The sequence below is a fragment of the Nocardia sp. PLKS1-43 genome (assembly GCF_059510335.1).
This window is the reverse complement of the sequence record NZ_JCAJZQ010000005.1, coordinates 257,988-282,235: the sequence shown is the minus strand read 5'-3', so window position 1 is coordinate 282,235 and position 24,248 is coordinate 257,988. Positions and strand designations below refer to the sequence as shown.

At 68.3% G+C, this 24,248-nt stretch carries 23 protein-coding genes; 12 read left to right on the top strand and 11 right to left on the bottom strand.

Annotated elements, in window-relative coordinates:
- Positions 1-166: 166 nt before the first annotated feature.
- From AC5WS7_RS20705 to AC5WS7_RS20690, 4 genes are all read left to right on the top strand, one after another.
- A complete protein-coding gene (locus AC5WS7_RS20705) occupies positions 167-628 on the top strand; it encodes a nuclear transport factor 2 family protein (RefSeq protein ID WP_495956192.1) in 462 nt (153 codons plus the stop codon).
- Between the two features lie 111 nt (positions 629-739).
- Positions 740-1,402: a DUF6508 domain-containing protein gene (locus tag AC5WS7_RS20700; RefSeq protein WP_495956191.1), complete on the top strand. Its 663-nt coding sequence runs from the start codon at positions 740-742 to the stop codon at positions 1,400-1,402.
- Positions 1,403-1,482: 80 nt separating this feature from the next.
- Positions 1,483-2,190 (top strand): TIGR00266 family protein, encoded by a 708-nt coding sequence (locus AC5WS7_RS20695; protein WP_495956190.1) that lies wholly within the window; start codon positions 1,483-1,485, stop codon positions 2,188-2,190.
- A gap of 191 nt (positions 2,191-2,381) precedes the next feature.
- Positions 2,382-3,182 carry an HAD family hydrolase gene (locus AC5WS7_RS20690; RefSeq protein WP_495956189.1) on the top strand — a complete coding sequence of 267 codons (801 nt, stop codon included), beginning with the start codon at positions 2,382-2,384 and terminating at the stop codon, positions 3,180-3,182.
- Between the two features lie 15 nt (positions 3,183-3,197).
- Here the strand turns inward: AC5WS7_RS20690 and AC5WS7_RS20685 are convergent, their stop codons facing one another.
- The 6 genes from AC5WS7_RS20685 to AC5WS7_RS20660 all read right to left on the bottom strand — a co-directional run bounded on the left by AC5WS7_RS20685 (position 3,198) and on the right by AC5WS7_RS20660 (position 9,027).
- Positions 3,198-3,992, bottom strand: coding sequence for a sirohydrochlorin chelatase (locus AC5WS7_RS20685; protein ID WP_495956188.1), 795 nt, complete (start codon positions 3,990-3,992; stop codon positions 3,198-3,200).
- Positions 3,992-5,287 carry a sulfate adenylyltransferase subunit 1 gene (locus AC5WS7_RS20680; protein ID WP_495956187.1) on the bottom strand — a complete coding sequence of 432 codons (1,296 nt, stop codon included), beginning with the start codon at positions 5,285-5,287 and terminating at the stop codon, positions 3,992-3,994. The genes AC5WS7_RS20685 and AC5WS7_RS20680 overlap by 1 nt, the downstream gene beginning before the upstream one ends.
- Entirely contained in the window at positions 5,287-6,270 is a 984-nt protein-coding gene (cysD, locus tag AC5WS7_RS20675) for a sulfate adenylyltransferase subunit CysD (protein ID WP_495956186.1), read from the bottom strand. The genes AC5WS7_RS20680 and cysD overlap by 1 nt, the downstream gene beginning before the upstream one ends.
- Complete coding sequence (locus tag AC5WS7_RS20670) at positions 6,249-6,965, bottom strand: phosphoadenylyl-sulfate reductase (protein ID WP_495956185.1); 717 nt, start codon at positions 6,963-6,965, stop codon at positions 6,249-6,251. Before AC5WS7_RS20670 ends, cysD begins: the two co-directional genes overlap by 22 nt.
- Positions 6,966-6,978: 13 nt before the next feature.
- Positions 6,979-8,811, bottom strand: coding sequence for a nitrite/sulfite reductase (locus AC5WS7_RS20665; protein ID WP_495956184.1), 1,833 nt, complete (start codon positions 8,809-8,811; stop codon positions 6,979-6,981).
- A gap of 123 nt (positions 8,812-8,934) precedes the next feature.
- Positions 8,935-9,027, bottom strand: coding sequence for an Ms4527A family Cys-rich leader peptide (locus tag AC5WS7_RS20660; protein ID WP_353526446.1), 93 nt, complete (start codon positions 9,025-9,027; stop codon positions 8,935-8,937).
- Positions 9,028-9,200: 173 nt separating this feature from the next.
- Here AC5WS7_RS20660 and hemW point away from each other — a divergent pair, with 173 nt between their 5' ends.
- The 6 genes from hemW to AC5WS7_RS20630 all read left to right on the top strand — a co-directional run bounded on the left by hemW (position 9,201) and on the right by AC5WS7_RS20630 (position 17,308).
- The gene (gene hemW / locus AC5WS7_RS20655) at positions 9,201-10,403 is read left to right on the top strand and encodes a radical SAM family heme chaperone HemW (protein WP_495956183.1); all 1,203 of its coding nucleotides are present in this window, start codon (positions 9,201-9,203) and stop codon (positions 10,401-10,403) included.
- Positions 10,404-10,573: 170 nt separating this feature from the next.
- Complete coding sequence (gene hrcA / locus AC5WS7_RS20650) at positions 10,574-11,605, top strand: heat-inducible transcriptional repressor HrcA (RefSeq protein WP_495956182.1); 1,032 nt, start codon at positions 10,574-10,576, stop codon at positions 11,603-11,605.
- A gap of 68 nt (positions 11,606-11,673) precedes the next feature.
- Positions 11,674-12,822, top strand: coding sequence for a molecular chaperone DnaJ (gene dnaJ, locus AC5WS7_RS20645; RefSeq protein WP_495956181.1), 1,149 nt, complete (start codon positions 11,674-11,676; stop codon positions 12,820-12,822).
- 18 nt (positions 12,823-12,840) lie between these two features.
- Positions 12,841-13,581, top strand: coding sequence for a 16S rRNA (uracil(1498)-N(3))-methyltransferase (locus tag AC5WS7_RS20640; protein ID WP_495956180.1), 741 nt, complete (start codon positions 12,841-12,843; stop codon positions 13,579-13,581).
- 135 nt (positions 13,582-13,716) lie between these two features.
- The gene (locus tag AC5WS7_RS20635) at positions 13,717-15,561 is read left to right on the top strand and encodes an LCP family protein (RefSeq protein ID WP_495956179.1); all 1,845 of its coding nucleotides are present in this window, start codon (positions 13,717-13,719) and stop codon (positions 15,559-15,561) included.
- Positions 15,562-15,628: 67 nt separating this feature from the next.
- A complete protein-coding gene (locus AC5WS7_RS20630) occupies positions 15,629-17,308 on the top strand; it encodes an LCP family protein (protein WP_495956178.1) in 1,680 nt (559 codons plus the stop codon).
- Positions 17,309-17,560: 252 nt separating this feature from the next.
- On the opposite strand, the gene AC5WS7_RS20625 is transcribed toward AC5WS7_RS20630, so the two are convergent.
- The 4 genes from AC5WS7_RS20625 to AC5WS7_RS20610 form a co-directional block, all read right to left on the bottom strand.
- A complete protein-coding gene (locus AC5WS7_RS20625; protein ID WP_495956438.1) occupies positions 17,561-18,100 on the bottom strand; it encodes a phenolic acid decarboxylase in 540 nt (179 codons plus the stop codon).
- Between the two features lie 491 nt (positions 18,101-18,591).
- Positions 18,592-18,846: a non-oxidative hydroxyarylic acid decarboxylases subunit D gene (locus AC5WS7_RS20620; protein WP_495956177.1), complete on the bottom strand. Its 255-nt coding sequence runs from the start codon at positions 18,844-18,846 to the stop codon at positions 18,592-18,594.
- Between the two features lie 29 nt (positions 18,847-18,875).
- Positions 18,876-20,297: a non-oxidative hydroxyarylic acid decarboxylases subunit C gene (locus AC5WS7_RS20615; protein WP_495956176.1), complete on the bottom strand. Its 1,422-nt coding sequence runs from the start codon at positions 20,295-20,297 to the stop codon at positions 18,876-18,878.
- 30 nt (positions 20,298-20,327) lie between these two features.
- Positions 20,328-20,936, bottom strand: coding sequence for a non-oxidative hydroxyarylic acid decarboxylases subunit B (locus AC5WS7_RS20610; protein ID WP_495956175.1), 609 nt, complete (start codon positions 20,934-20,936; stop codon positions 20,328-20,330).
- A 172-nt stretch (positions 20,937-21,108) separates the two neighbouring features.
- Here AC5WS7_RS20610 and AC5WS7_RS20605 point away from each other — a divergent pair, with 172 nt between their 5' ends.
- A complete protein-coding gene (locus AC5WS7_RS20605) occupies positions 21,109-22,059 on the top strand; it encodes a helix-turn-helix domain-containing protein (protein WP_495956174.1) in 951 nt (316 codons plus the stop codon).
- 367 nt (positions 22,060-22,426) lie between these two features.
- Here AC5WS7_RS20605 and AC5WS7_RS20600 read toward each other — a convergent pair whose 3' ends face one another.
- The gene (locus tag AC5WS7_RS20600) at positions 22,427-22,780 is read right to left on the bottom strand and encodes a MerR family transcriptional regulator (RefSeq protein ID WP_495956173.1); all 354 of its coding nucleotides are present in this window, start codon (positions 22,778-22,780) and stop codon (positions 22,427-22,429) included.
- 58 nt (positions 22,781-22,838) lie between these two features.
- Between AC5WS7_RS20600 and AC5WS7_RS20595 the strand changes: the two genes are divergently transcribed.
- Positions 22,839-24,032, top strand: a complete 1,194-nt coding sequence (locus AC5WS7_RS20595; protein ID WP_495956172.1) for an MFS transporter — start codon at positions 22,839-22,841, stop codon at positions 24,030-24,032.
- Positions 24,033-24,248: the final 216 nt, after the last annotated feature.

The window sequence follows — 24,248 nt, the reverse complement described above, 5'->3', positions numbered from 1 at the left end:
CGGCGGTCCGAATCCGCCCCAGCCGCACCCGATCGCACTCTCCATTCGGTGTCCTGCCGAGGCCCCGGACGCGAGCGGTGCGGGGTGCGGCGGGGTGCCGCGCGGTGGAGCGGACTTACCTCGGAGGTAATCGACGGGACGCACCGACGCGGGCACGGTATCGGGTGTGAACGATTCCGCGACGCACAGCACACGCACCGCCGTCGAAGAACTGCTGCGCCGGATCGGCGCTGGTGACCCGGACCGCATCGCCGCGCTGTTCGCTCCGGTCGCCGAGTGGAAACTGAACTGGCCGGAACACCAACACGGACGCCACGCGACACCCTGGATCCGGCGCCGTGCCACCCGCGCCGACGCGGCCGAGCATTTCCGGGAGATCGCCCGCCACCACATACCCGAGCAGGTCGGCACCGTGATCGAGCGCATCCTGGTCGACGGCCCGGATGCGGTGGTGCTGGGCGAGATTCGTCAGACGGCCCGCCCCACCGGCCGCGCCTACCGTGCCCGCTTCGCGCTGCACCTCACCATCGAGCACGGCCTCATCGTCCGCTACCACCTCTACGAGGACAGCCTCGCCGTCGCCGAAGCATTCGACGTGCGGAACCCCGGACCGGACAGCCCGAACTGACCGGCGTGCTGCGCCGGCACATCGAAAGCCCGCCTCGCGATAGCGATTCGCGGCGACGGTCGGCCGATCGTCTGCGCGGCAAGCGGACCGGATCGAAGGTGCACCGGTCCGATGCGTGTTCCTGTCGAAAACCACTGGGGGGTAGCGCCTCTCGTGATTCTCGTGCGGTTGCGGCGCACGGGCGTCCGGGAGATGTACACCGTTCGATTACCCGATATCGTGCCCAGGGTGGAGGCGAGCGATTCCGGCATCAAGCTGAAGTTACTGAACGTACCGCCCGAGCCATGGCAGCGATTGTGGGCCGCAGTGGACGATTTGCTCGCAGAGCGGCCCAGCCCGTGGGAAATTCGCATCCACAACGCCGACGGCTCTCTCTGTCTGCCTTACGCGGTTTACAGCGATGCTCTGAATCGCGTCCGAGCCGCGCTGTACGAGGTCGACGCTATCGTCGGATTCGATTGGACCGGATGGGACGGTCTCCTGCGCTACCCGGGCGGCGAAGGTCTGGCCGACGCTCCGATGGGCGAGGCTTGCCGTGTACTGACCCTGCTGGTCCGGGCCGAGCGATTCAACGACGGAGCGATCGGGCAGGCACTCGACGACGGCACTTTCCAGGCCGCCCTGATGCGGCTTCGCCGGTGGTACGACGGTATGGCGCAGATGCGCGCCTTCGAGCACATGCAGGCGCCGGGGGGCCGGTCGTGGGTGTCGCGCGAAATCAACCACTTTCGGATTTTTCTGGCGCTCGTGCGAGACACACGGGCGAAGCGGTGATCCGGACGGCTCGTTGAACGTCTGTGCGGCAAGGGTTCGGATCATCGGCCACGGGGGACCGATGGGCGCACACTGGTGGGGTGGAACCCAGGATCATCGGAAGTGTGATGCCGGTGCTCGAGGTGTCGCTCGAGCCGGGGGAGACCCTGGTGGCCGAATCGGGGCAGCTGTCCTGGATGACCGAGTCGATTCGGTTGCACACCTCGACGCGGGCGGGATCCGGCGGGGTGTTCCGGGCGGTGAAGCGTGCCTTGGCGGGGGCCGGGTTGTTCATGACCGAGTACTCGGCGGTGCGCAATCCGGGAACGGTGGCGTTCGCGGCGAAACTGCCGGGCCAGATCGTGCCGGTGCCGGTGGAGCCGGGGCGGGACTATCTGCTGCATCGGCACGGATTCCTCTGCGCCGCAGGCGATGTCCGGGTTTCGCTGAGCTTCCAGCGCCGGCTGGGTGCGGGGATCTTCGGCGGGGCGGGTTTCACGTTGCAGCGGGTGAGCGGGTCGGGTCATATGTGGGCCGAGCTGTCCGGTGAGGTGATCCGATACGATCTGGCCCCGGGGGAGCGACTGCGGGTACATCCCGGACATGTCGGAATGTTCGACGCCACGGTCGGATTCGACATCACGATCCTGCGCGGCATCCGGAACGTCCTGTTCGGCGGGGACGGTTTGTTCCTGGCCGCGCTCACCGGTCCGGGCCGAGTGTGGTTGCAGTCGTTGACCGTCGCCAATCTCGCCCATGCGATCACCCCGTACCTGCCGCTGCCCGAATTCGACGGCCGGGATCGCTGAGGCGACGGCACGTGCCCGCAGTCGCGAACGCGTAGTAGCGACTCCGTGCCCGGTTTGTGATCGGCGGCGAATCGACCTCGACCACAGCATGTTCCGTTCTCGGGCCCCAGCTCGGTCGGCGCCGGCTGGAACAGGCAGTTGATCCCCGATGGGGATGAAAGCGCATCTGTGCGATCGGCAAGAATGAGACTGTGGACGACGCTGCCGACAGACCTCGACTGATAGCTCTGGATGTGGACGGAACCCTGCTGCGGACCGGTGAGCCGGTCAGCCCGCGCGTACGCAAGGCGGTGCACGCGGCGGCCGACGCGGGGGCGCACATCGTCGTGGCGACCGGCCGGACCCTGTTGGCGACCAAGCTGGTGGTGCGGGATCTGGGCCTGGCCGAAGGCCGCACGATCTGCTCGAACGGCGCGGTGCAGGCGGATATTTCGACCTGGGAGCCGCAGGACGTGCACACCTTCGATCCGGAGCCGTCGGTCGCCGTCCTGCGCGAGCTGTTCCCCGACATGGTGCTCTCGGTGGAGAAGGTCGGTATCGGCACCTGGACCACCGGCTACTACCCCGGCAGCTTCCGGCTCGGTGAATTCCGGTTCGTCGAGGACGAGGATCTGAGCCTGGAACCGACCACGCGCCTGAACGGCTGGTGGCCCGGCGGTTCGCTGGAAGATATGGTCGCTGTGATGGGTGAGCACGAGCTTCCCGGCGCGGGCTGGGTGCACGGCGAGGACGAACCCTGGCTCGTCGCGTGCCGCCAGGGCATATCCAAGGGCTGGGCACTCGAACGGCTGCGCCGCGAACTCGACGTTCCCCCGGCGGCCACCCTGGCCATCGGCGACGGTTACAACGACTGCGAAATGCTCTCCTGGGCAGGGCATTCCGTCGCCATGGGCAATGCGGTCGAGGTCGCCCGCGAGCTCGCCGACGAGGTCACCGCCCCGGTCCACGAGGACGGCGTCGCATTGGTTCTCGAACGCTGGTTCGCCGGCTGACCGTGGTCGGCGGGACTACGCGACGGCGACCGCGGAGTCCGGCCGCGTCCGCAGCTCACGCACCGCGGCCGCGTACCGCTGCCCGACGACCTGTGCGACGAGACGGTGACTGCCGAGCGGATCGGCGTGGGTGACCTCCGGCGCGGCCGTCACCAGGCGATCGGTGAGCAGGCCGGGAGCGAGAAACCACGGCGCGACGACGATCCGGCCGCAACCGCGCGCCCGTAGCCTCGCGATCGCCCGGGGAAGCGCGGGTTCGGTGGTCGCGAAACACACCTCGGTACGCCACGCGGTGCCCGCGGTGAGCAGCCGGCCCAGGGCGCGAGTGCGGTGGTTGGCTTCGGCACGAGAGGAGCCGACCGCCGCGACGGCCACCCCCAGCGTGTCGTCGTCCGGCTCGGCCCCGGCCGCGAGCACCCGCTCGCGCAGGGCCGTGATCAGCAGCGGATCGGGACCGAGCACATCGGCCTGGATCAGCCGCAGGCGCGGGTGCCGCGCGCGGGCGGCGGCGAGCAGGCCGGGCAGATCGACGCGTGCGTGAAACGCGCTGCCGAGCAACAGCGGTGCGACGACCGCGTCCCGATGTCCCTGTGCGGCTACGGCATCGATGACCTGCTCGACCGACGGCGTATTCAGATCCAGGAACGCCGGCCGCACGTCCAGACGCGGATTCTGCTGTGCCACATCGGCGACCACCGCGGCCACGGTCGCCGCCGAACGTGGATCCCGGCTGCCGTGCGCGACCGCTACCAGCGCCGGAGCGCCGGCCCGCGGTGCGAGCGGCCGGCCGATGATCCCGTTGGGTGACATCAGCCTTCGGTACCGACCTCGACCGCGGTCAGCGCATCGCCGACCAGGCCCGCGGCCAGGGTGTTACCCCCGGCGGGATCGATCAGCAGGAAGCTGCCGGTGTGCCGGTTGACCCGGTAGTCGTCGGCCACGACCGGGTCCGCGACGCGCACCGAGATGCGCCCGATGTCGTTGAGCGCCAACGACTCCGCCTCGTTGTCCGCGGCCAGGTGCTGTTCGTCGAAACGCTCGAGCAGCGCGCCCACGACCGCCTGGGTGGTGCGGGTGCCGTGCTTGAGCAGCAGCCGCGCGCCCGGACGCAGCGGCTTGTCGCCGAGCCAGCACACGGTGGCGTCGAAGGTGTCGATGGGCTCGGGGGCATCTGCGGCAGCGGCGATCACATCGCCGCGCGAAACGTCCACGTCGTCGGCGAGAATCAACGTGACACTGCGCCCCGGCTGTGCCGATTCCAGCTCACCGTCCGCGGTGTCGATCCGCTCGACCGTGGTGCGGGTCCCCGACGGGAGCACCACGACCTCGTCCCCGCGGCGCACCACGCCGGCGGCGATCTGCCCGGCGTAGCCGCGGTAGTCCGGGTACTCCGGGGTGCGCGGCCGGATCACGTACTGCACCGGGAAACGCAGCCCCACCTGGTGTCGGCCGTGCACGTCGGCGTCGACCGGGACCGACTCCAGATGCTCGATCAGCGAGGGACCGTGGTAGTAGGGCGTGTTCGCCGAACGTGAGGCGATGTTGTCGCCGTGCAGCGCCGAGACCGGGATCTCGGTGACGTCCTCGCGCGCCCAGCCCAATGTCGTTGTCAGCTGGGTGAACTCGTCGACGATCTTCTCGAACACGCCCGCCGCGTCGTCCACCAGGTCGATCTTGTTCACGGCCAGAACGAGTTTGGGCACGCCCAGCAGCGCCATCACCGCGGCGTGGCGCCGGGTCTGCTCGATCACGCCCTTGCGCGCGTCGACCAGCAGGATCACCAGTTGTGCGGTGGACGCGCCGGAGACCGTATTGCGGGTGTACTGGACGTGTCCGGGGGTGTCGGCCAGCACGAAAGACCGCTGCGGCGTGGCGAAGTAGCGATACGCCACATCGATCGTGATGCCCTGTTCGCGTTCGGCGCGCAGGCCGTCCACCAGCAGCGACAGATCCGGGGTGGACAGGCCCCGGTCTACCGAGGCGCGGGTGACGGCGTCGATCTGGTCCGCGAGAACGGATTTCGTGTCGTAGAGCAGGCGTCCGACCAGTGTGGACTTACCGTCGTCGACGCTGCCGGCGGTGGCCAGTCTCAATAGGTCGGACATCAGAAATAACCCTCTCGTTTACGGTCCTCCATCGCGGCCTCGGATACCCGGTCGTCACCGCGAGTCGCGCCGCGTTCGGTGAGCCGCGAGGCCGCGACCTCGGCGAGGATCGCGGCGTTGTCGGCGGCGTCGGAGATGATCGCGCCGGTGGTGGATCCGTCGCCGACGGTGCGGTAGCGCACCGACTTGGTGACCAGTTCCTCGCCGTCGCGCGGGCCGCCCCAGCTGCCCGGGGTCATCCACATGCCGTCGCGCTGGTAGACCGGGCGCTGATGGGCGTAGTAGATGGTCGCCAGCTCGATGTCCTCGCGGGCGATGTACCGCCAGATGTCCAGCTCGGTCCAGTTGCTCAGCGGGAACACCCGGACGTGCTCGCCCGGTGCGTGCCGGCCGTTGTACAGGTTCCACAGTTCGGGCCGCTGCCGCTTGGGATCCCAGCGCCCGAACGCGTCGCGCAGCGAGAAGATCCGCTCCTTGGCGCGCGAGCGCTCCTCGTCGCGACGCCCGCCGCCGAACACCGCGTCGAACCGGTTGTCGGTGATCGCGTCCAGCAGCGGCACCGTCTGCAACGGGTTGCGGATGCCGTCCGGGCGCTCGGTCAGCCGGCCGTCGGCCAGGTACTCCTCGACGCTGGCCACATGCAGCCGCAGCCCGTACTTCGCCACCACGTGATCGCGGAAGGCCAGGACCTCGGGCAGGTTGTGCCCGGTGTCGACGTGCAGCAGCGCGAACGGCAGCGGCGCGGGCCAGAAAGCCTTGAGCGCCAAGTGCAGCAGCACCGTGGAGTCCTTGCCGCCGGAGAACAGGATCACCGGCCGCTCGAACTCGCCCGCCACCTCGCGGAAGATGTGAATGGCCTCGGACTCCAGCGCGGCCAGGGTGTCGAACTCCGCGGCTGGGGTGCGCAGCGCCCGGTCGATGTCGGCGGCGTCGGTCGGTTGGGTATCGGTCGCGGTAGGAGTCATGAGCTGTGTAACCCGCATTCGGTCTTGGCGAGGCCGGCCCAGCGGCCGCTTCGCGGATCGGCTCCCGGTTCCGGCTTCCGCGTGCACGGAGCGCAACCGATGGACGGATATCCCTCTTCCACAAGGGGATTGACGAGGATGCCGTGGCGGTCGATGTACTCGGCCATCTCCTCGTCGGACCAGGCGGCGATCGGGTTGATCTTCACCAGGCCGAAGCCCTCGTCGAAGGAGATCAGGGGGGCGTTGGCGCGGGTGGGCGCCTCGACCCGGCGGATGCCGGTCACCCAGGCGTTGTAACCACTCAGGGACTGCTTCAGCGGCACGACCTTGCGCAGGCGGCAGCACTCGTTGGGCTCGCGGGCGAACAGATCCTTGCCCAGCAGCCGATCCTGTTCGGCCACAGAGTGTTCCGGCTGCGCGTTGATGATGTTCACGCCGTACACCGTCTCCACCGCGTCGCGGGTGCCGATGGTCTCGGCGAAGTGGTAGCCGGTGTCCAGGAAAAGAACGTCCACCCCGGCCCGGATCTGCGCGGCCAGGTGGACCAGCACCGCGTCCTGCATGTTCGACGCGACGATGTAACCCGGGCCGAAGGTGTCCTCGGTCCACCGCAGCAGCTCGGCGGCCGAGGCGTCGGGACCGAGCGCGGCCGCGCCGTCCTCGGCGATGCGCCGCAGTTCGTCCTCGGAGAGCTTTCCCAGAGTGGTTGTCATAGCGTCTCTTTCCTTACCGGAGGTCGGCCTCGTCGGCACGGACCGCCCACTGCGCGAACCGCTCACCGTCGTTGCGGTTCTTGACGAAATTGCGCACCACGCGCTCGATGTAGTCGCCGAGCTCGTCGCTGGTCACCTTGTGCTGGCGCAGCTTTCGGCCGAAGGCGGCATCGAGGCCGAGGGTGCCTCCCAGATGAACCTGGAAGCCCTCCACCTGATTCCCGTTGCCGTCGTCCACGAGCTGTCCCTTGAAGCCGATGTCGGCGATCTGCGAACGGCCGCAGGAGTTCGGGCAGCCGTTGATGTTGATCGTGACCGGCACATCGAGCTGGGCGTTGATATCGGCCAGCCGCTGATCCAGTTCGGGCGCGAGCACCTGGGAGCGCTTGCGGGTCTCCACGAAGGAAAGCTTGCAGAACTCGATACCGCTGCAGGCCAACAGGTTTCGCCGCCACTTGGACGGACGGGCCTGCAGGCCCAGCGGTTCGAGCTCGGTGATCAATTCCTCGACCTTGTCGTCGGGGACGTCGAGCACGATGAGCTTCTGGTACGGGGTGAACCGGATCCGGTCGGACCCGATCCGCTCGGCCGCGTCGGCCACCTTGGTCAGGATCGTGCCCGAGACGCGCCCGGCGATGGGGGAGAAGCCGACCGCGTTCAATCCGTTGCGCAGCTTCTGCACGCCCACGTGATCGATGGGCCGGACCGGAGCCTCCGGCGCGGGACCGTCGATCAGCTTGCGCTTCAGGAACTCGTCCTCGAGCACCTGCCGGAACTTCTCGATGCCCCAGTCCTTGATCAGGAACTTCAACCGCGCCTTGGTGCGCAGGCGGCGGTAGCCGTAGTCGCGGAACAGCGACACGACCGCCTCCCAGACATCGGGCACCTCCGCCAGCGGCACCCACGCGCCGACCCGCTGGGCCAGCATGGGGTTGGTGGACAGCCCGCCGCCGACCCACAGGTCGAAGCCGGGGCCGTGTTCGGGGTGCTCGACGCCGATGAACGCGACGTCGTTGATCTCGTGCACCACATCCTGCTGGCCCGAGATCGCCGTCTTGAACTTGCGCGGGAGGTTCGAGTACTCCTTCTTGCCGACGTAGCGGCGGGTGATCTCCTCCACGGCCCAGCTGCCGTCGATGATCTCGTCCAGTGATTCGCCGGCGAGCGGGGAGCCGAGCACCACGCGCGGGCAGTCGCCGCACGCCTGGGTGGTCTGCAGGCCGACGCCCTCGATCCGCCGCCAGATCTCCGGGACGTTCTCGATCTCGATCCAGTGGTACTGCAGGTTCTCCCGGTCCGAGAGGTCGGCGGTGTCCCGCGCGAACTCGGTGGAGATCCCGCCGAGGGTGCGTACCTGCTCGGTGTTCAGGGCCCCGCCGTCGCACCGCACCCGCATCATGAAGTACCGGGCCTCGAGCAGATCCAGGTTCTCGTCGCCGGTCCAGGTGCCGTCGTAGCCCTGCTCGCGCTGGGTGTACAGGCCCCACCAGCGGAATCGGCCGCGCAGGTCCGCCTTGTCGATCGAGTCGAATCCGCCGGGGGCGTAGATGTTCTCGATGCGGGTGCGGACGTTGAGGGGGTGGTCGTCCTTCTTGCTCTGTTCGTTCGGGTTCAGCGGTTCGCGGTAGCCCAGGGCCCACTGACCTTCGGACTTGCGGCGCAGTGGTTTTCCGGTCCGTTCGCGCGGGCCGCTGGCCTGCGCGCCGGCCCGCGAACGCGCCCGGCGTTCGCGAGCGGCCTGCGCGCGCTCGCGGGCGACTTCCTGTTCGCGTGCGAGACGCTCGGATTCCGCGCGCGCGGCGGGTTCGGATTCGGGTGTGGGACCGGCGTCGGTGCTCGACGTCATAGGGTCACTCCTGCGGGTGATCAGGCCTGGCGATAGGCGGGAGGGGCTGACTCACGCCTCCGGTACGCGGCCGGGAGACTCGACGCCGAGAATGGGCGTCGAAACCGGAGCTGCGGGGCCGAACTACCGGAGGCTTTCCGGCAGACAGCTCGCACTGCAGACACGCTTGAAGTCGACGTGGCGACGAGCCACGAGGCGTACTCCAAGTCCGGTCATGCGGTCTATTGTGCCATGTCAGCCGGGTAGTTCCGACCGCCGGCCCATATTTTCCGCATATTCGAGGGAAATTCCCTGGACGCTCGAGTCAGTTTGTGAGATGCGTCATAGATCATCGGCGGGAACCGGTACCCGCGCCCGGCCGCGCGGCGGGGCGCACGCACACTGGAAAGGTGAGCCCGACCGTCCAGCAGACCGCACTGCCCGCCCCGCCGCTGCGCGACTTCGGCGACGGGCCGTTCGGCATCTACGTGCACGTCCCGTTCTGCGCGACGCGCTGTGGATACTGCGATTTCAACACCTACACCGCCGGCGAACTGGGCAGCACGGCCTCACCGGAGTCCTGGCTCGATGCGTTGCGCGGTGAGATGTCCACGGCCGCAGCCGTTTTCGACGCACTGCCGAGCCGGCAGCCGCCGGTGTCGACGGTTTTCGTCGGCGGCGGGACGCCCTCGCTGCTGGGCGGCGACGGGCTGGCCGATGTGCTCGAGATCATCCGCGCGAACTTCACCCTGGCCGCCGATGCCGAGGTGACCACGGAATCGAATCCCGAATCCACCTCCCCGGCATTCTTCGGCCGGATCCGCTCCGCCGGCTACACCCGGGTATCGCTGGGCATGCAGTCGGCCGCGACGCACGTGCTGCGCATCCTCGATCGCACGCACACTCCGGGGCGTCCGGTCGCCGCCGCCCGCGAGGCCCGCGAGGCCGGTTTCGACCACGTCAACCTGGATCTGATCTACGGCACCCCCGGTGAGTCCGATGCCGATCTCGATGCCAGTCTCGACGCGGTGCTCGCGGCCGGCGTCGACCACGTCTCGGCCTACTCGCTGATCGTCGAGGACGGCACCGCGATGGCCCGCAAGGTCCGCCGCGGCGAACTTCCCGCTCCCGACGAGGACGTGCTCGCCGCCCGCTACGAACGGATCGACGCGCGGCTGTCCGCGGCCGGTCTGCGGTGGTACGAGGTGTCCAACTGGGCCTCGGGCGATTCCGCGCGCTGCCGGCACAATCTCGGCTATTGGGACGGCGGCGACTGGCTCGGCGCGGGACCGGGTGCGCACAGTCATGTCGGCGGCGTGCGCTGGTGGAACGTGAAGCATCCGGGACGTTATGCCGAACGTGTCGCGGCGGCCCGGACCCTGCCCGCGGACGGGTGGGAGGAGCTGACCGACGCCGAGCGCCACACCGAACGAATCATGCTCGCGGTGCGGTTGCGTGCCGGGCTGCCGCTGGCGGACCTGGACGCCGGCGGGCGCGCGGCGGTCGACGGACTCGTCGCCGACGGTGTGATCGAGGTCCGCGATCGAGCGGTCGTGCTCACCGACCGCGGGCGCCTGCTGGCCGATGGGGTCGTGCGCGCGCTTCTGGGGTGAACCGGCACCTCCGGGCGGCGGCTTACGGGGTCCGCGCCGAGGTTGCGCCACGCCACAGCGGGGATTCGGCTTTCACGAACTAAACTGGAACCGGATCAACTCGGGGTCCGCGCGGTCGATGCTGCTCGCATACGCCGGGCGGTCCGATGGCGAACGAGGAGGTGGGGCCGATGTCGAGCACCGAGAAGCGGCGGCTCGAGGTCCTGCGCGCGATTGTCGCGGACTACATCGCTACCAAGGAGCCGATCGGGTCGAAGACACTGGTCGACAAGCACAACCTGGGCGTTTCCAGTGCGACGGTGCGCAACGATATGGCGGTGCTCGAAGCCGAGGGATACATCACCCAGCCGCACACGAGCTCCGGTCGCATTCCCACGGACAAGGGCTATCGCCAGTTCGTCGACAACATCGCCGAGGTCAAGCCGCTGTCCACCGCCGAGCGGCGGGCGATCATGGACTTCCTCGACGGTGGCGTCGACCTGGACGACGTGCTGCGTCGCGGGGTGCGGCTGCTGGCGCAGCTGACCCGCCAGGTCGCGATGGTGCAGTATCCGACCGTCTCGGCCTCCACGGTCCGGCACATCGAGGTCGTAGCACTCAATCCGGCCCGGTTGTTGCTGGTGGTCATCACCGACACCGGGCGCGTCGATCAGCGCCTGGTCGAACTGGGCGGGGTGATCGGCGACGAGGATCTGACCGCGTTGCGCGCGATGCTCGGCAAGGCGATGGACGGCAAACGCCTCTCGGCGGCCTCCGCCGCGGTCGCGGATCTGCCGGAGAATTCCCCGGCCCGCCTGCGCGACGTGCTGGTCCGGGTGTCGACCGTGCTGGTGGAGACGCTCGTGGAGCATCCCGAGGAGCGGCTGGTGCTCGGCGGTACGGCTAATCTCACCCGCAACGTCAACGACTTCGGTTTCCCGGGTTCGCTGCGCGCGGTGCTGGAGGCCCTGGAGGAGCAGGTGATCGTGCTCAAGTTGCTGGCCGCCGCGCAGCATCCGGGCACGGTGACGGTGCAGATCGGCGAGGAAACACAGCTCGAGCAGATGCGCGGAACCTCGGTGGTTTCCACCGGGTACGGTATGCCGGGTACCGTGCTCGGGGGTATGGGTGTGCTGGGCCCGACCCGCATGGACTATCCGGGGACGATCGCCTCGGTCGCGGCAGTCGCCCGATACATCGGCGAGGTGCTTGCCGAAAGGTGAGTGTGCCGGGTGAAGTGTCGCGATGAGATCGTGAAGCAAACGGATTCGGAACAGGACTAGAGACGCAAGTGGCACGGGACTACTACGGATTGCTCGGTGTCGGACGCAACGCCTCCGACCAGGAGATCAAGCGCGCCTATCGCAAGCTGGCGCGTGAGCTGCACCCGGACGTCAACCCCGATGCGGACGCCCAGGAGCGGTTCCGCGAGGTTTCGGCGGCCTACGAGGTGCTCAGCGATGCCGAGAAGCGCCGCATCGTGGACATGGGCGGCGATCCGCTCGAGTCCGGCGGCGGTCCGGGTGGTTTCTCCGGTGCCGGATTCGGTGGTCTGGGCGATGTGTTCGAGGCCTTCTTCGGCGGTATGAACACCTCCGGTCCGCGGCGTCCGCGTGGACGTGTGCAACCCGGTGCGGATTCGCTGCTGCGTACCCGGTTGTCGCTGGCCGAATGCGCGGTCGGGGTCACCAAGCACCTCACCGTGGACACCGCCGTGCTCTGCGACCTGTGTCAGGGCGCGGGCACCAACGGCAACTCCAAGCCGGTGCGCTGCGAGACCTGCGGCGGCGCGGGCGAGGTGCAGACCGTGCAGCGCTCGTTCCTCGGTCAGGTGATGACCTCCCGGCCGTGCCCGACCTGCCGCGGCGCCGGGGAGACCATTCCCGATCCGTGCCGCAAGTGCGGCGGCGACGGGCGGGTGCGCTCGCGCCGGGAGATCGCCGCGCCGATTCCCGCGGGTGTGGCGAACGGCATGCGGGTGCGGCTGGCCGCGCAGGGCGAGGTCGGCCCCGGCGGCGGCCCGGCCGGTGATCTGTACGTGGAGATCGTCGAGCAGCCGCACGACATGTTCGTCCGCGACGGTGACGATCTGCACTGCACGATCCGCGTCCCGATGGTCGACGCGGCGCTCGGCGCGACCGTGGTGGTCGACACGATTCTCGACGGCCCGACCGAGCTGACCATTCCGGCCGGCACGCAGCCGGGCGAGGTCTCGGTGCTGCGCGCGCACGGTATGCCCAAACTGCGTTCGAGTGCCCGCGGCGACATGATCGCGCACCTGGACATCGTGGTGCCGACCAAGCTCGACGCCAAGCAGTCCGATCTGCTGCGCAAGTACAAGGCCATGCGCAACGGCGAACGCACCGAGGTACTTTCGGCCCAATCCGAGCACAACAGCGGTCTGTTCGCGCGCCTGCGCGCCTCGTTCAGCGGTCGCTGACCCGAAGACGGATTCACAGTGGCGGCAACGGTTTTCTATCTCGACGAGATACCCGAGCCGGGCGGTATCGCGATCCTGGACGGCCCCGAGGGGCGCCATGCGGCGACCGTGCGGCGCATCCGGGTGGGCGAGCCGATCACCCTGTCCGATGGCGCGGGCCTGCTCGCGTCCTCGGAAGTCGTTGCGGCGCAGAAGGACCGACTCGACCTGCGGGTACTCGACCGCATTCTCGCGGAACCGGTCGCGCCGCCGGTCACGGTGGTGCAGGCGCTGCCCAAATCCGATCGCTCGGAGCTGGCGGTGGAACTGATGACCGAGGCCGGCGTCGACGTCGTCGTGCCGTGGCAGGCCGCGCGCTGCGTGGCAAACTGGGAAGGCAAGGCGCGCAAGGGCGTCGACAAATGGCGTGCCGCGGCGCGCTCGGCGGCGCGGCAGTCCCGCCGGGCGTTCATCCCGGAGATCGCCGAACCCCATCACACTTCCGATGTGCTGGCACTCGTGCGGGAGACCAAGGCGGACAACGGAATCGTCGTCGCGCTGCACGAATCGGGTACGGCCCGTTTCGTTTCCCTGCCGTTGGCCGCCGCATCGCGGATCGTCCTCATCGTCGGGCCCGAAGGCGGCCTGGACGATGCCGAAATCACCGCGCTCGCCGATGCGGGCGCGGACGTCGCACTGCTCGGGCCTACCGTGCTGCGCACCTCGACCGCGGGCGCGGTCGCCTTGGGTGCGCTGGGTGCGCTGACTTCCAGGTGGTAGAGCAATCATTCATTGTCTTGGCGCACAACCGGTTCGATCGCGTTGTCATACTCCGCACCGGTTGTCGGTGATCAATTCCACGTCGGCGGGCGCTCGTCTGGCGAACGCCGGTCACGACCCCTATATTCAGTCCGTATGACTTACGGAGGGGGCCATCGGCGGAAGGAGCCGGACGGTCCGAGTACCGAGCGGCTGCCGCATGGCACTCAGCCGCGCCTGTCGCGCGTGGCGAAGGCGCGTTCGGCGCGCGCCGAGAGGGCGCACGCCGTGCCGCCCACTCGGGGAAGTCGTTCGCAGACACGCGAAGCCGAGTCGCAGTCGGCGCAGTCCCAGCCCGGCGAGGCGACGACCGCGGAGGCGCAGCCGGACCCCGATGCCGCGACGACGCTGCTGCGGCCGCGCCGGCACTCCCGGCGCCCGGCCCGCCCGCGGCGCAACGCCAAGGCGGTGGCCGTCGGCCGTACCCTGATCGCGCTGGTGTCCGTCCTGGTTCTGGTCGGAACCGGTGCGGCATGGCGGATCTACGATCACGCGGTCAAGGGCGTGATCACCTCGAACGCCATCAGCGACGGCCCCAAATCCCTCGGCCAGGATCAGAACATCCTGCTGATGGGCTTGGACAGCCGCAAGGACGAGCACGGCAATCCGCTGCCGCAGGCGATGTACGACGCCCTGCACGCCGGCGACAACGACAACGGCGGCATGAACTCGAATGTGCTGATGCTCATCCACATTCCGGGTGACGGCACCAAATCCACGGCGATCTCGATCCCGCGCGACGACTATGTGACCCTCGACCCGGCCGCGTGCGGCGGCGACCTCTGCAAGGGCAAGATCAAGGAGGCGTACGGCCGCACCTACGGCGCCGTGCTGGGCAAGCAGGCCCAAGGAGATCCGGACGCGGAGACCAAGGCTCGTGACGCAGGGCGCAAGGCCGAGCTGAAGACGGTGAGCAAGTTCCTGGGCGATGTTCCGATCGACCATTTCGTGGAGATCACCATGGCCGCGTTCTTCGAGATCGCGCAGCAGGTACAGCCGATCACGGTGTGCCTGAACGAGAATACGCACGACACGTTCTCCGGTGCGAAATTCGTCAAGGGCCAACAGCAGATCAATGCCTCGCAGGCAATGGCTTTCGTGCGGCAGCGCCGGGACCCGGACGAGTCGCTGAATTTCACCGATATGGACCGCACCCGTCGTCAGCAGGCGTTCGTGGTCTCGCTGGTGAACAAATTGAAGAGCAGCGGAACGCTTTCCAGCCCGAGCACCCTGATGGGCCTGCTCAAGGTCGCGCAGCAGAACATGGCCGTGGACAGTGGTCTGGATCTGGGCAAGTTCGCCGGGCAGGCGTCGTCTCTGATGGGCGGCGGACTGACGCTGTACACCCTGCCGGTCAAGGACTTCAAGGTCATCGACGGCGAGGACACCAGCATCGTCGACCTCGACCTGATTCACTCCTATGTGAAGAATCTGCTGTATCCGCCCAAGCCGGGGGCCGCCAGCGCGACCCCCAGCGCGACGCCGACGAGTACGAACATCCCGTCCGCGTCCGGAGTGACGGCCAACGTGGTGAACAGTTCGGGCAAGAACGGGCTGGGTGGAAATCTCGAAAAGGCGCTCGCCGCACGCGGTTTCGCGCAGGGTGAGGCGATCACCGGGACCACGCGCAGTTCCAGCACACTGCTGTACGGTTCGGGTGCGCAGGAGGCGGCCACCGCGTTGGCCGGGCAGTTGGGTTTGACCGCGACCAAGTCTTCCTCGATCAATTCGCAGTCGATTCAGCTGACCGTCGGCACGGACCTCGCGAGCAGTAGTTCGATCACCGGCATGGTGGGCAATTCGAGCGAGGACGGCAGTTCCACTCCCACCTCCACGACGCCGCCGCCTCCGCCGGTGTCGGCGACGAACGCGGGCACGACGGCTCCGGCGCCGACCGACATGTCGAGTATGAAGGGCAGCGGGATTCCCTGCGTGAAGTGATTCCGGTCCCGGTGCGGTAATCCGCGCATTTCGCCGGTCTCGAGATCGCGGCCTATATTCGGTCCGTATGACCCATGATGGGGAGCGTCCGCGAAGACCGGCGGATGGTCCGGATACCGAGCGGTTGCCGCACGGCACCCAACCGCGGTCCTCGCGTGAGACGCACGCGGGTACGGCCCGCGACCGGTCGCGGGCCGTGGAGCAGACCGGTACGGATCGGCCGCGGCGGCCCGCACGTGCGGCGGTGCGCGGCCGGGGCGACCACCGGGCGGCGCTGTCCGCGCGCACACTCATCGCACTGGTGTCGACCTTGGTTCTGGTCGGGACGGGCGCGGCGTGGCGGGTCTACGACCACGCGATCAAGGGCGTCACGACCTCCGACGCGATCAGCGACGGCCCCAAATCGGCAGGCCAAGAACAGAACATCCTGATCATGGGCCTGGACAGCCGCCTGGACGAGCACGGCAATCCGCTGCCGCAGGACATGTACAACGCCCTGCACGCGGGCGACGACAGCGTCGTCGGGATGAATTCGAATGTGTTGATGCTGATCCACATTCCGGGCGACGGCTCCAAGTCGACGGCCATCTCCATTCCCCGCGACGATTACGTCACCCTGGACCCGGCGTCCTGCGGCGGTGATATCTGCAAGGGCAAGATCAAGGAGGCGTACGGGCGCGCCTATTTCGCGGCGAAACAGAAGTACCAGAACAAGATCGGGAATCCGGAGGCGCTGGACGCCAAGGCGCGCGATGCCGGGCGCAAGGCCGAGGCGAATACCGTCACCAAATTCCTCGGCGGCGTGCCGATCGACCATTTCGTGGAGGTCACCCTGGCGGCCTTCTTCCAGGTGGCTCAGGCGGTGCAGCCCATCACGGTATGCCTGAACGAGCGGACCCAGGACAAGTTCTCCGGCGCAGATTTCGTGAAGGGCAGGCAGGAGATCAATGCCTCGCAGGCAATGGCTTTCGTGCGGCAGCGCCGGGATCCGGACGAATCGCTGAATTTCACCGATCTGGACCGCACCCGTCGGCAGCAGGCGTTCATCGTCTCGTTGGCGAGCAAACTGCAGAGCAGCGGAACCATGTCCAGTCCCGGCAAATTGATGAACCTGCTCGGCGTCGCTCAGCAGAACATGGCCGTGGACAAAGGCCTGGATCTCGGAAGGTTCGCCGCGGAGGCGTCGTCGCTGATGTCCGGTGGGCTCACCCTGTTCACGCTGCCGGTCGAGGATTTCGGTAATGATCCGGACAGCGGCGAGGCCAAGGTCGTCCTCGATCAGTGCGCAATCGATTCAGCTGACCGTGGGAACCGAACTGGCCGGCAGCGACTCGCTCACCAGCATGGCCGGCCTCAGCGGGACGTCCGGAACCCCGGCCTCCACGACGACGCCGCCGCCGGTCTCGGCGACGAACCTCGGCGCGAAGGCGCCCGCGCCGACCGATCTGTCCAGTATGAACGGCAGCGGGATTCCCTGCGTGAAGTGACCGCGAATCGGGAGCACCGCACCGGACCGAGCCGGTGCGGTGCGGTTACGCCTGTGCGGACCCCGAGGTTTCCGGGGCGGGATTCTGATGCAGGGTGGTCGAGCGAGCTGCCAGCAACCACATCAGGTCCTCCAGGCTCAGTTCCAGTTCGTTCGCCCGGATTCGAGCGAGTTCCAGTTCGAGCGTGCCGACGGAGGACTCCAGGGCGAGCAGAATCATCTCGGCCAGCTCCATACAGGTCAGTGCCTGCTTCTCGGTAAGTCGAAAGCCCGGCGGGAGGAACGAGACGATCCACCGCCCCCGGTCGCCGCCCGGAACATCGATCCGGAAGGCCATTTCGTCCACGATTTCGCTGCTGATAAGCCATTCTGCTATTCGAACCGGCATTGCTTTCACCCCCGTTCTCGTCCCACGACCGATATGGGTCGTGGTCCGATTGTGGGGTACCCGGGCAGCCCGCCGCCAATGCTTTCCGGTCCGCCGGGTTTTGCTAACAGGATCGCCGCGCCGGGTCAGTTGGCGCGATCCGACCAGCCATCGGGAAGTTCGCCGGGTGCTACCGAGATGACGGTGTCGTCATCGGGGCCGACGTATTCGAACAGCGTGATCTTGGCAAACTCGGGGACAACGTAGATCGGGTAGGTGGGGCCCGCGTCCCGGTACTCGCGCATCTTGTCCAGATGGTCGTTCTGGTACAGCACGGTGCGCTCACCGTGTTCTTCCACCCAGTGCGGGAAGAAGATCACGCCGTGCAGCCGGCGCTTGGCGGGCATCACGTCGACCGACACCGAGGTGCCGGTGGGCTCGGTCCAGGAGATCTTGTAGCTGTCCTCGGCCAGCTGAACCAGATTCACCTGCTGATCCTTGACCCAGCGTCCGCCGACCATCCCGGAATGGATCCGGTAATCGATGGTGTGGTCGTTCTTCACATACATCTCGTACTGCCAGCCGTTGGCGTAGGTGTAGATCAAGCGGTGCCCGACGATGTGGGACAGGTCCTGCGGGGGGACGGGCTGCTCGATCGTCGTCTCGAAGTCCGCGTTACCGGACATGGCTGAATTCCTTCCTGTCGGCGGGGTCCATTCGGTCTTGTGGCCGAAACCGCGGGTGTTGTCGATGAGGCGGAGCCAATGCGGCCGGATCTCCCAGAACTCGGTCGCGGCCAGGGCGGCGGACAAGCCCGGGGCCGTATCGATGAAGGGGAAACGTCGCGCATAGTCCCGGCGCGCCGCCGCGGCCTCGTCTCCGGTCAGCCGGCGGCAGCTGCCGCGGCCCTGGATGCCGGTGATGTCCGTCCAGGTCTGCCCGTCGCGCTGGGCGGTGAAAGCGACCGGCGTCGCCGGCCGGCCGGCCGACAGTGCTCGGCCGTGGACGGTGTCGGCAGAGCTCAGGAAGACCAGCGGCCCGGCCTCGGTGCGGGCGTAGAAGACGGCGCACGCCCCGGGAGAGCCCGCCTCGTCGACGTAGGCCAAGCTCAGGGTCGTGTGTTCGTCCAGCGCCCGGCGAATCGGCGGCGGGCACGGACCGGCATGCCCGGGGGCGGTCATGCGCCGGCTCGCAGCGGTGGGACGGTGGGGACCTCGGGAGCGTTGCGGATGTCCTCGGGGGTCATCTTGAAACTCTCCGGATAGGCGTCACGCCGGGTGCGGCGGGCCGGCTCGCTGGTGCGCCAGCAATACAGGCACTGCCGGCACTGGTAGACCTCCCAGGCTCCGGCGACGGGGGAGACGTGCAGCAGCTCCAGCGATCGGTGGCCGCAGCGCGGGCACTCTGCGGGCCGGATGTTCTTGTCGGACATGACGTTCGGCTCCTTCGGGTCGGCGGGGATCACTTCTCGGCGAGTTGCTGGAGTTTGGTGATCCACTCGCCCATCTCGGGCAGGTCGGTCACCTGGTTGCCGTAGTTGCCGCGCCTGTCGGGCGGGGCCGGGGTGGTGGCGTCGATGATCAGCTTGTCGACGATGCCGGGCGTGTCGGCCTGCGGCGCGAGTTCCAGGATCGGGAGGTTGGGCACCACGACGAGGTCGGCGGAGGGATTCATCTTGGTGGACAGCGCCCACATCACCTGGGGCAGGTTGAAGGGGTCCACGTTCTCGTCGACGACGATGACCGTGGCCGCATAGCCGAGGCCGTGCGGAGTGGTGAGCACGCGCATCCCGACGGCCTTGGCGAAGCCGCCGTAGCGCTTCGCGGTCGAGACGATGACGACCAGGCCGTGGGTGTACGACGCGTTGACCGCGCGGACTTCGGGGAAATCCTTCTTCAGCTGCTCGTACAGCGGAACGCAGGTGTTGGCGGCCATCAGATAGTCGATCTCGGTCCACGGCATGCCCAGGTAGAGGTGCTCGAAGATCGGATCGGTGCGGTAGGAGATCTTGTCGACGCGGATGACCGTCATGTTGCGGCCACCGCTGTAGTGACCGGTGAACTCGCCGAACGGGCCCTCTATCTCGCGCCTGCGGCCCTCGATGACGCCCTCGATCACGACCTCCGAGCCCCACGGCACGGGCAGGTGGTGCAGCGGCGAGCGGGCGATCGGCGCCGGGGCGCCGCGCAAAGCGCCGGCCAGTTCGTACTCGTTCTGGTCGTATTCCATCGGGGTGGCGGCGACGATGGAGATCACCGGGTCGTTGCCGAGCGTGATCGCGATCGGCAGATCCTCGCCCATCTCCTCGGCCTTGCGCAGGTGCTGGGCGATATCGTGCATCGGCACCGGTTGCAGCGCCAGCTTCCGCTTGCCCTTGACCTCGATCCGGTAGACGCCCAGGTTCTGTTTGTCCGTGCTGGCCGGGTCGTCCGGGTCCTTCGAGACGACGGCGGCCTTGTCCAGATAGAAGCCGCCGTCGCCGTCGTTCAGCCGGATCAGCGGGAGGATGTCGAAGATGTCGACGTCCTCGCCCTCGACCGTGTTCTGCGCCCACGGCGGGTCGTCCCGGTACTCGGGCTCCACCGGGAACTTCGCCCAGCGCCGGATGAACTCCTCGACCTGTTCCCTGGCGCCCGTCTCCCTGGGCAGGCCCAGGGCCAGGGCGTGGTTGGCCCAGGAGCCGTGCACGTTCATCGCGATCCGCGCCCGATCGAAGCCGTAGACGTTGTCGAAGTACAGTGCCGGGGCCTGCTCGCCCAGCCGGGTGACGGCGTTGGCCGCGGCGGCGATGTCGGGCTCGGGCATCACCTGTTCGGTGACGCGCCGCAGTTGTCCCTGGCTGTCGAGGATTTCCAGAAAGCTTCGCAGGTCGTCGTAGGCCATGGTCGGTCAACTCCTTCGGATGTCGGGGCGTCAGGCGGCGGTGGGGGCGTTGCGGGCCGGGTTCGGCCGGTGGGCGGCGCGCATACCCTCCCAGCGCCGGGCAGCGGGGGCGGGCAGGTCGAATTGATCGAGGATGCGTGCGGTGATGTGGTCGACGATGTCCTCGACGGTGGCGGGGTGGTTGTAGAAGGCGGGCATGGGCGGCACCATCTGCGCCCCCATGCGAGTCAGCGCGAGCATGTTCTCCAGGTGGATCTCGCTCAGCGGCGTCTCGCGGGGAACCAGCACCAGCTTGCGGCGCTCCTTGAGGACGACGTCGGCGGCGCGGGCGACCAGCCCGTCGGCATAGCCGGCCCGGATGGCTGCCAGGGTCTTCATCGAGCACGGCGCGATGATCATGCCGTCGGTCCGGAAGGAACCGGAGGAGATGGTGGCGCCCTGGTCCTGCGGGCTGTGCGTGACGTCGGCCAGTTCGGCCACCTCGCGCACCGAGCGGCCGGTCTCCAGCTCGATCGTGGTCCGCGCCCACCGGGACAGCACCAAATGCGTTTCCACGTCGGGTATTTCGCGCAGGTTCTCCAGCAGGCGGATGCCGAAGACGGCACCCGTGGCACCTGTCATTCCTACGATCAAACGCATGGTGGTTCCTCTTCCGGTGTCTGCTGATCCGCCCGAATACCCGAGAACGATTCGGTCAAGTGACGGGCGGTGAAGACTTTCCGACTTGGCCGGGGTTCGCGCTCCGAATCGCTCCGTCGCACTCCACGCTAGGCGCAAACCGGGCCCGGATGACGTACGCTTACGTCACGTCATGGACCAAAACGGACAAGCTCGCATCACCGAAGTTCCTTTCCGTCCGCCGCCCGGAGGGCCGCCGGGTGTCGAGGTGTGGGACTTCACCCGGCTGCGCGAGCGCGCCGAGCGCAACGGCGTGCCGCTCGGCCGCCCCCTGCGGGCCGAGTTCCATCACCTGATCCTCGTGAAATCCCATTCGCTGAACTGTTGGGCGGATGACGTGCGGCACACCGTCCCGCCCGGCGCCTGGCTGTGGATCAGCCCCGGTCAGGTGTACCGCTTCGGCGCCGGGCTCGACCGCGCCACGGGCGCGGTCCTGCTGTTCATGCCGGGCTTCCTCGACACCGCCACCCTCGCCGCCGCCCGCCTGACCCCGCCCTACTCGCCGGGACCGCTGCTACCCGACGCCGAGGAGGACGCGGCGCTGGCCGCGCTGCTGGGTCTCCTGGAAGACGCCTACCGCCACACCGGCGCGCTGCCCCCGGAGGCCCGCGTCGACCTGATGCGTCACCTCCTGGCGGCCCTGGTGCTACGCCTGGGACACGTCCGGCAGCGGCGGCACGGCCTGCGCGCGGGAGGCGGGAGCGATACCTTCCAGCGCTTCCACGAGGCCGTGGAGCGCGACTTCGCGGCCGGTCGCCGCATCGAGGACTACGCCGCAACCCTCGGCTACAGCGTCCGCACACTCACCCGGGCCTGCCTGGCCGCGACGGGACGCACCGCCAAGCGGTACCTCGACGACCGCACCGCGTTGGAGGCCAAGCGGCTGCTCGTGCATACCGATCTGCGGCCGGGGCAGGTCGCGAGCCGGCTGGGATTCACCAGCCCCACCGTCTTCGGCAAATTCTTCCGCCGCTGCACCGGCGAGACCCCGGAGTCCTTCCGCGCCCGGGCCCGTAGCGACGAGCCGCCCGACGGACCACTTCCGACGCGTCCGGCGACGCACCGTCGGTCCGTGGGTGCGTGAGTCTGGCCGGCACGCCCGGACTCCCGGGCGCCTGCCACGGCCGATGCGGCTGGATGCACAATCGGATCGGTCGAAGATGTGTGCGACGAACCAGTCGTACCACTCGATCAGATTCCCGATCGACCCGCCGATCAACGCCGTCCAGACGTTGCGCGTGCCCGGCGCATCACTCGTGGCCATGAATGCCTCTTAGATAGGCCCGCGGTCACGTTCTCCGCGGGGCACCGAGAAGGATCTCCGGCCGCGTCCGGTCGCCCCGGCGATCCGGGCGCGGATCCAACCGGGGGTTTGACATTCGGCCGCGCGGGCGGGTGACAGGGGGAAGTCGCCTCCGGCGAATGCGGCGGTGCGTGATCCCTCGTGACGCTCAGCCCGCGGCGCGTGCGAGGTACGCGCTGACGGTTTCCCGGCTTCGGGTCAGGCAGGCGATCTTGTCGTCGAGAGTGGTCAGTTCCGCGCGCAGGATCGCGGCGAATTCGCTGTCGCATGCGTCGGTCCAGTCGTCCGGGCGGTCCTGCGCGGACAGCACGACGCGGATCAGTCTGGTGGGCAGGCCCGACCGGATCAGGCTGGAGATGGTCCGGGCGCGTTCGATGTCGCTGTCCTGGAAGTAGCGGTAACCGTTGGGACCTCGCTCGGACCGCAGCAGGTCCTGGGATTCGTAGTAGCGCAGCATCCGCGTGGAGATTCCGGTGCGCTCCGCGAGTTCGCCGATCTTCATCGTGGCCCGAACTTTCCTCTTGACTTTGACACCTATGTCAAAGTTTACGTTCTCGGATATGAACAGATCAAAGGGCTCCCTGACGCCGCTGCTGGCGCTCGGCGGGGCGACCTTCACGACCGTCAGCGCCGAGATGATGCCCGCGGGAGTCCTGGACTCCATGAGTTCGTCCCTCTCGGTCGGCGTGTCGACGGCCGGACTACTCGTGACCGGCTGGGCGGGCACCATCGCGTTGACCGGAATTCCGTTGGTGCGCTGGACGATGCGTTGGTCTCGAAAGTCGGTGGTGCTCGCGAGCCTGGGCGTCATGGCGGCCGCGAATCTCGCCACGGCGCTGGCCCCGGTATATGCGGTGGCGCTGGTCGCCCGGATGGCCGCGGCGGCCGCACACGGCTTGTTCTGGGCCGTGGTCGTCGCCTACGGCGCCGCGCTGGTCCCGCCCGAGCGGGTCGGGCGGGCGCTGTCGATCGTGCTGGCCGGCCCCACCGTCGCGGGCCTGGTCGGCGTGCCGCTGGGAACGCAGATGGCGCATCAGCTCGGCTGGCGGGTGACCTTCGTGGCGCTCGCCGCCCTGTGCGTGCTCTGCGCGGCGATCATCGCCATCCTGGTGCCGCCGGTCGGCGACGGCGCGCGACCCGAGCCCGAGCGCTGGGACCGATCGGCCGGATGGGTATTGCTGGTCGCCGCGGGCGGATTCTTCTCGCTCATCGGCTACTACTCGGTGTTCACCTTCGTGGTTCCGGTCAGCGCCGCGGCCGGAATCGGCGCGGGAGCGGTCCCCGGGGTGTTGCTCGCCAGCGGGATCGGCGGTTTCGCCGGCGTCCTCGTGGCCGGCCGGATCGGCGATCGCTGGCCTACCGCGGCATTGCCGGTGACCGCCCTGGCGCTGGCCGCGATCACCGCGGGGATGGGAATGCGAAGTGGCGCAATCGTTTACCTCGTCCTGGTGACGCTGTGGGGGGTGCTCATCGGGGTGCTGCCCGTCGTGCTGCAAGCGCGGGTGATGCGGGTGGCCTCCGAACGGTTCCGCAATACCGCGGGCAGCATTCTGATCACGGTGCTCAACCTCGGCATCGGTCTGGGCGCCGGGCTCGGCAGCGTGACCTCCTCGCTCGGTCTGGTGGGATCGCTGCCGGTGATCGCCGCGGTCGTCGCGGCCCTCGCGCTGGTCCCGTTCGCGCTCCTGCACTCCGGCATCGGGAAGTATCCGGCCGCGAACGCGGTGGATCGGGAGATGCGGTATGCCGAGTAGCCTCGCGGCGTGCGCGGATCCTCGCTCGCGCGGCCGCGCGGGCCGGTGCTGGTGCCGCTGGCCGGGCCGGTTGCCGCGCCGCCACCGTGCACGGGCTCGTGACCTGCTGGTCGTGGTCTATTCACTGGGCTGTGTCGGTGCTCGGCTGTAAACTTTCATCACAACCAGTGATGTTCTAGACCGGAAAGCAGGCCATAGGCACTTTTGAGAACACCA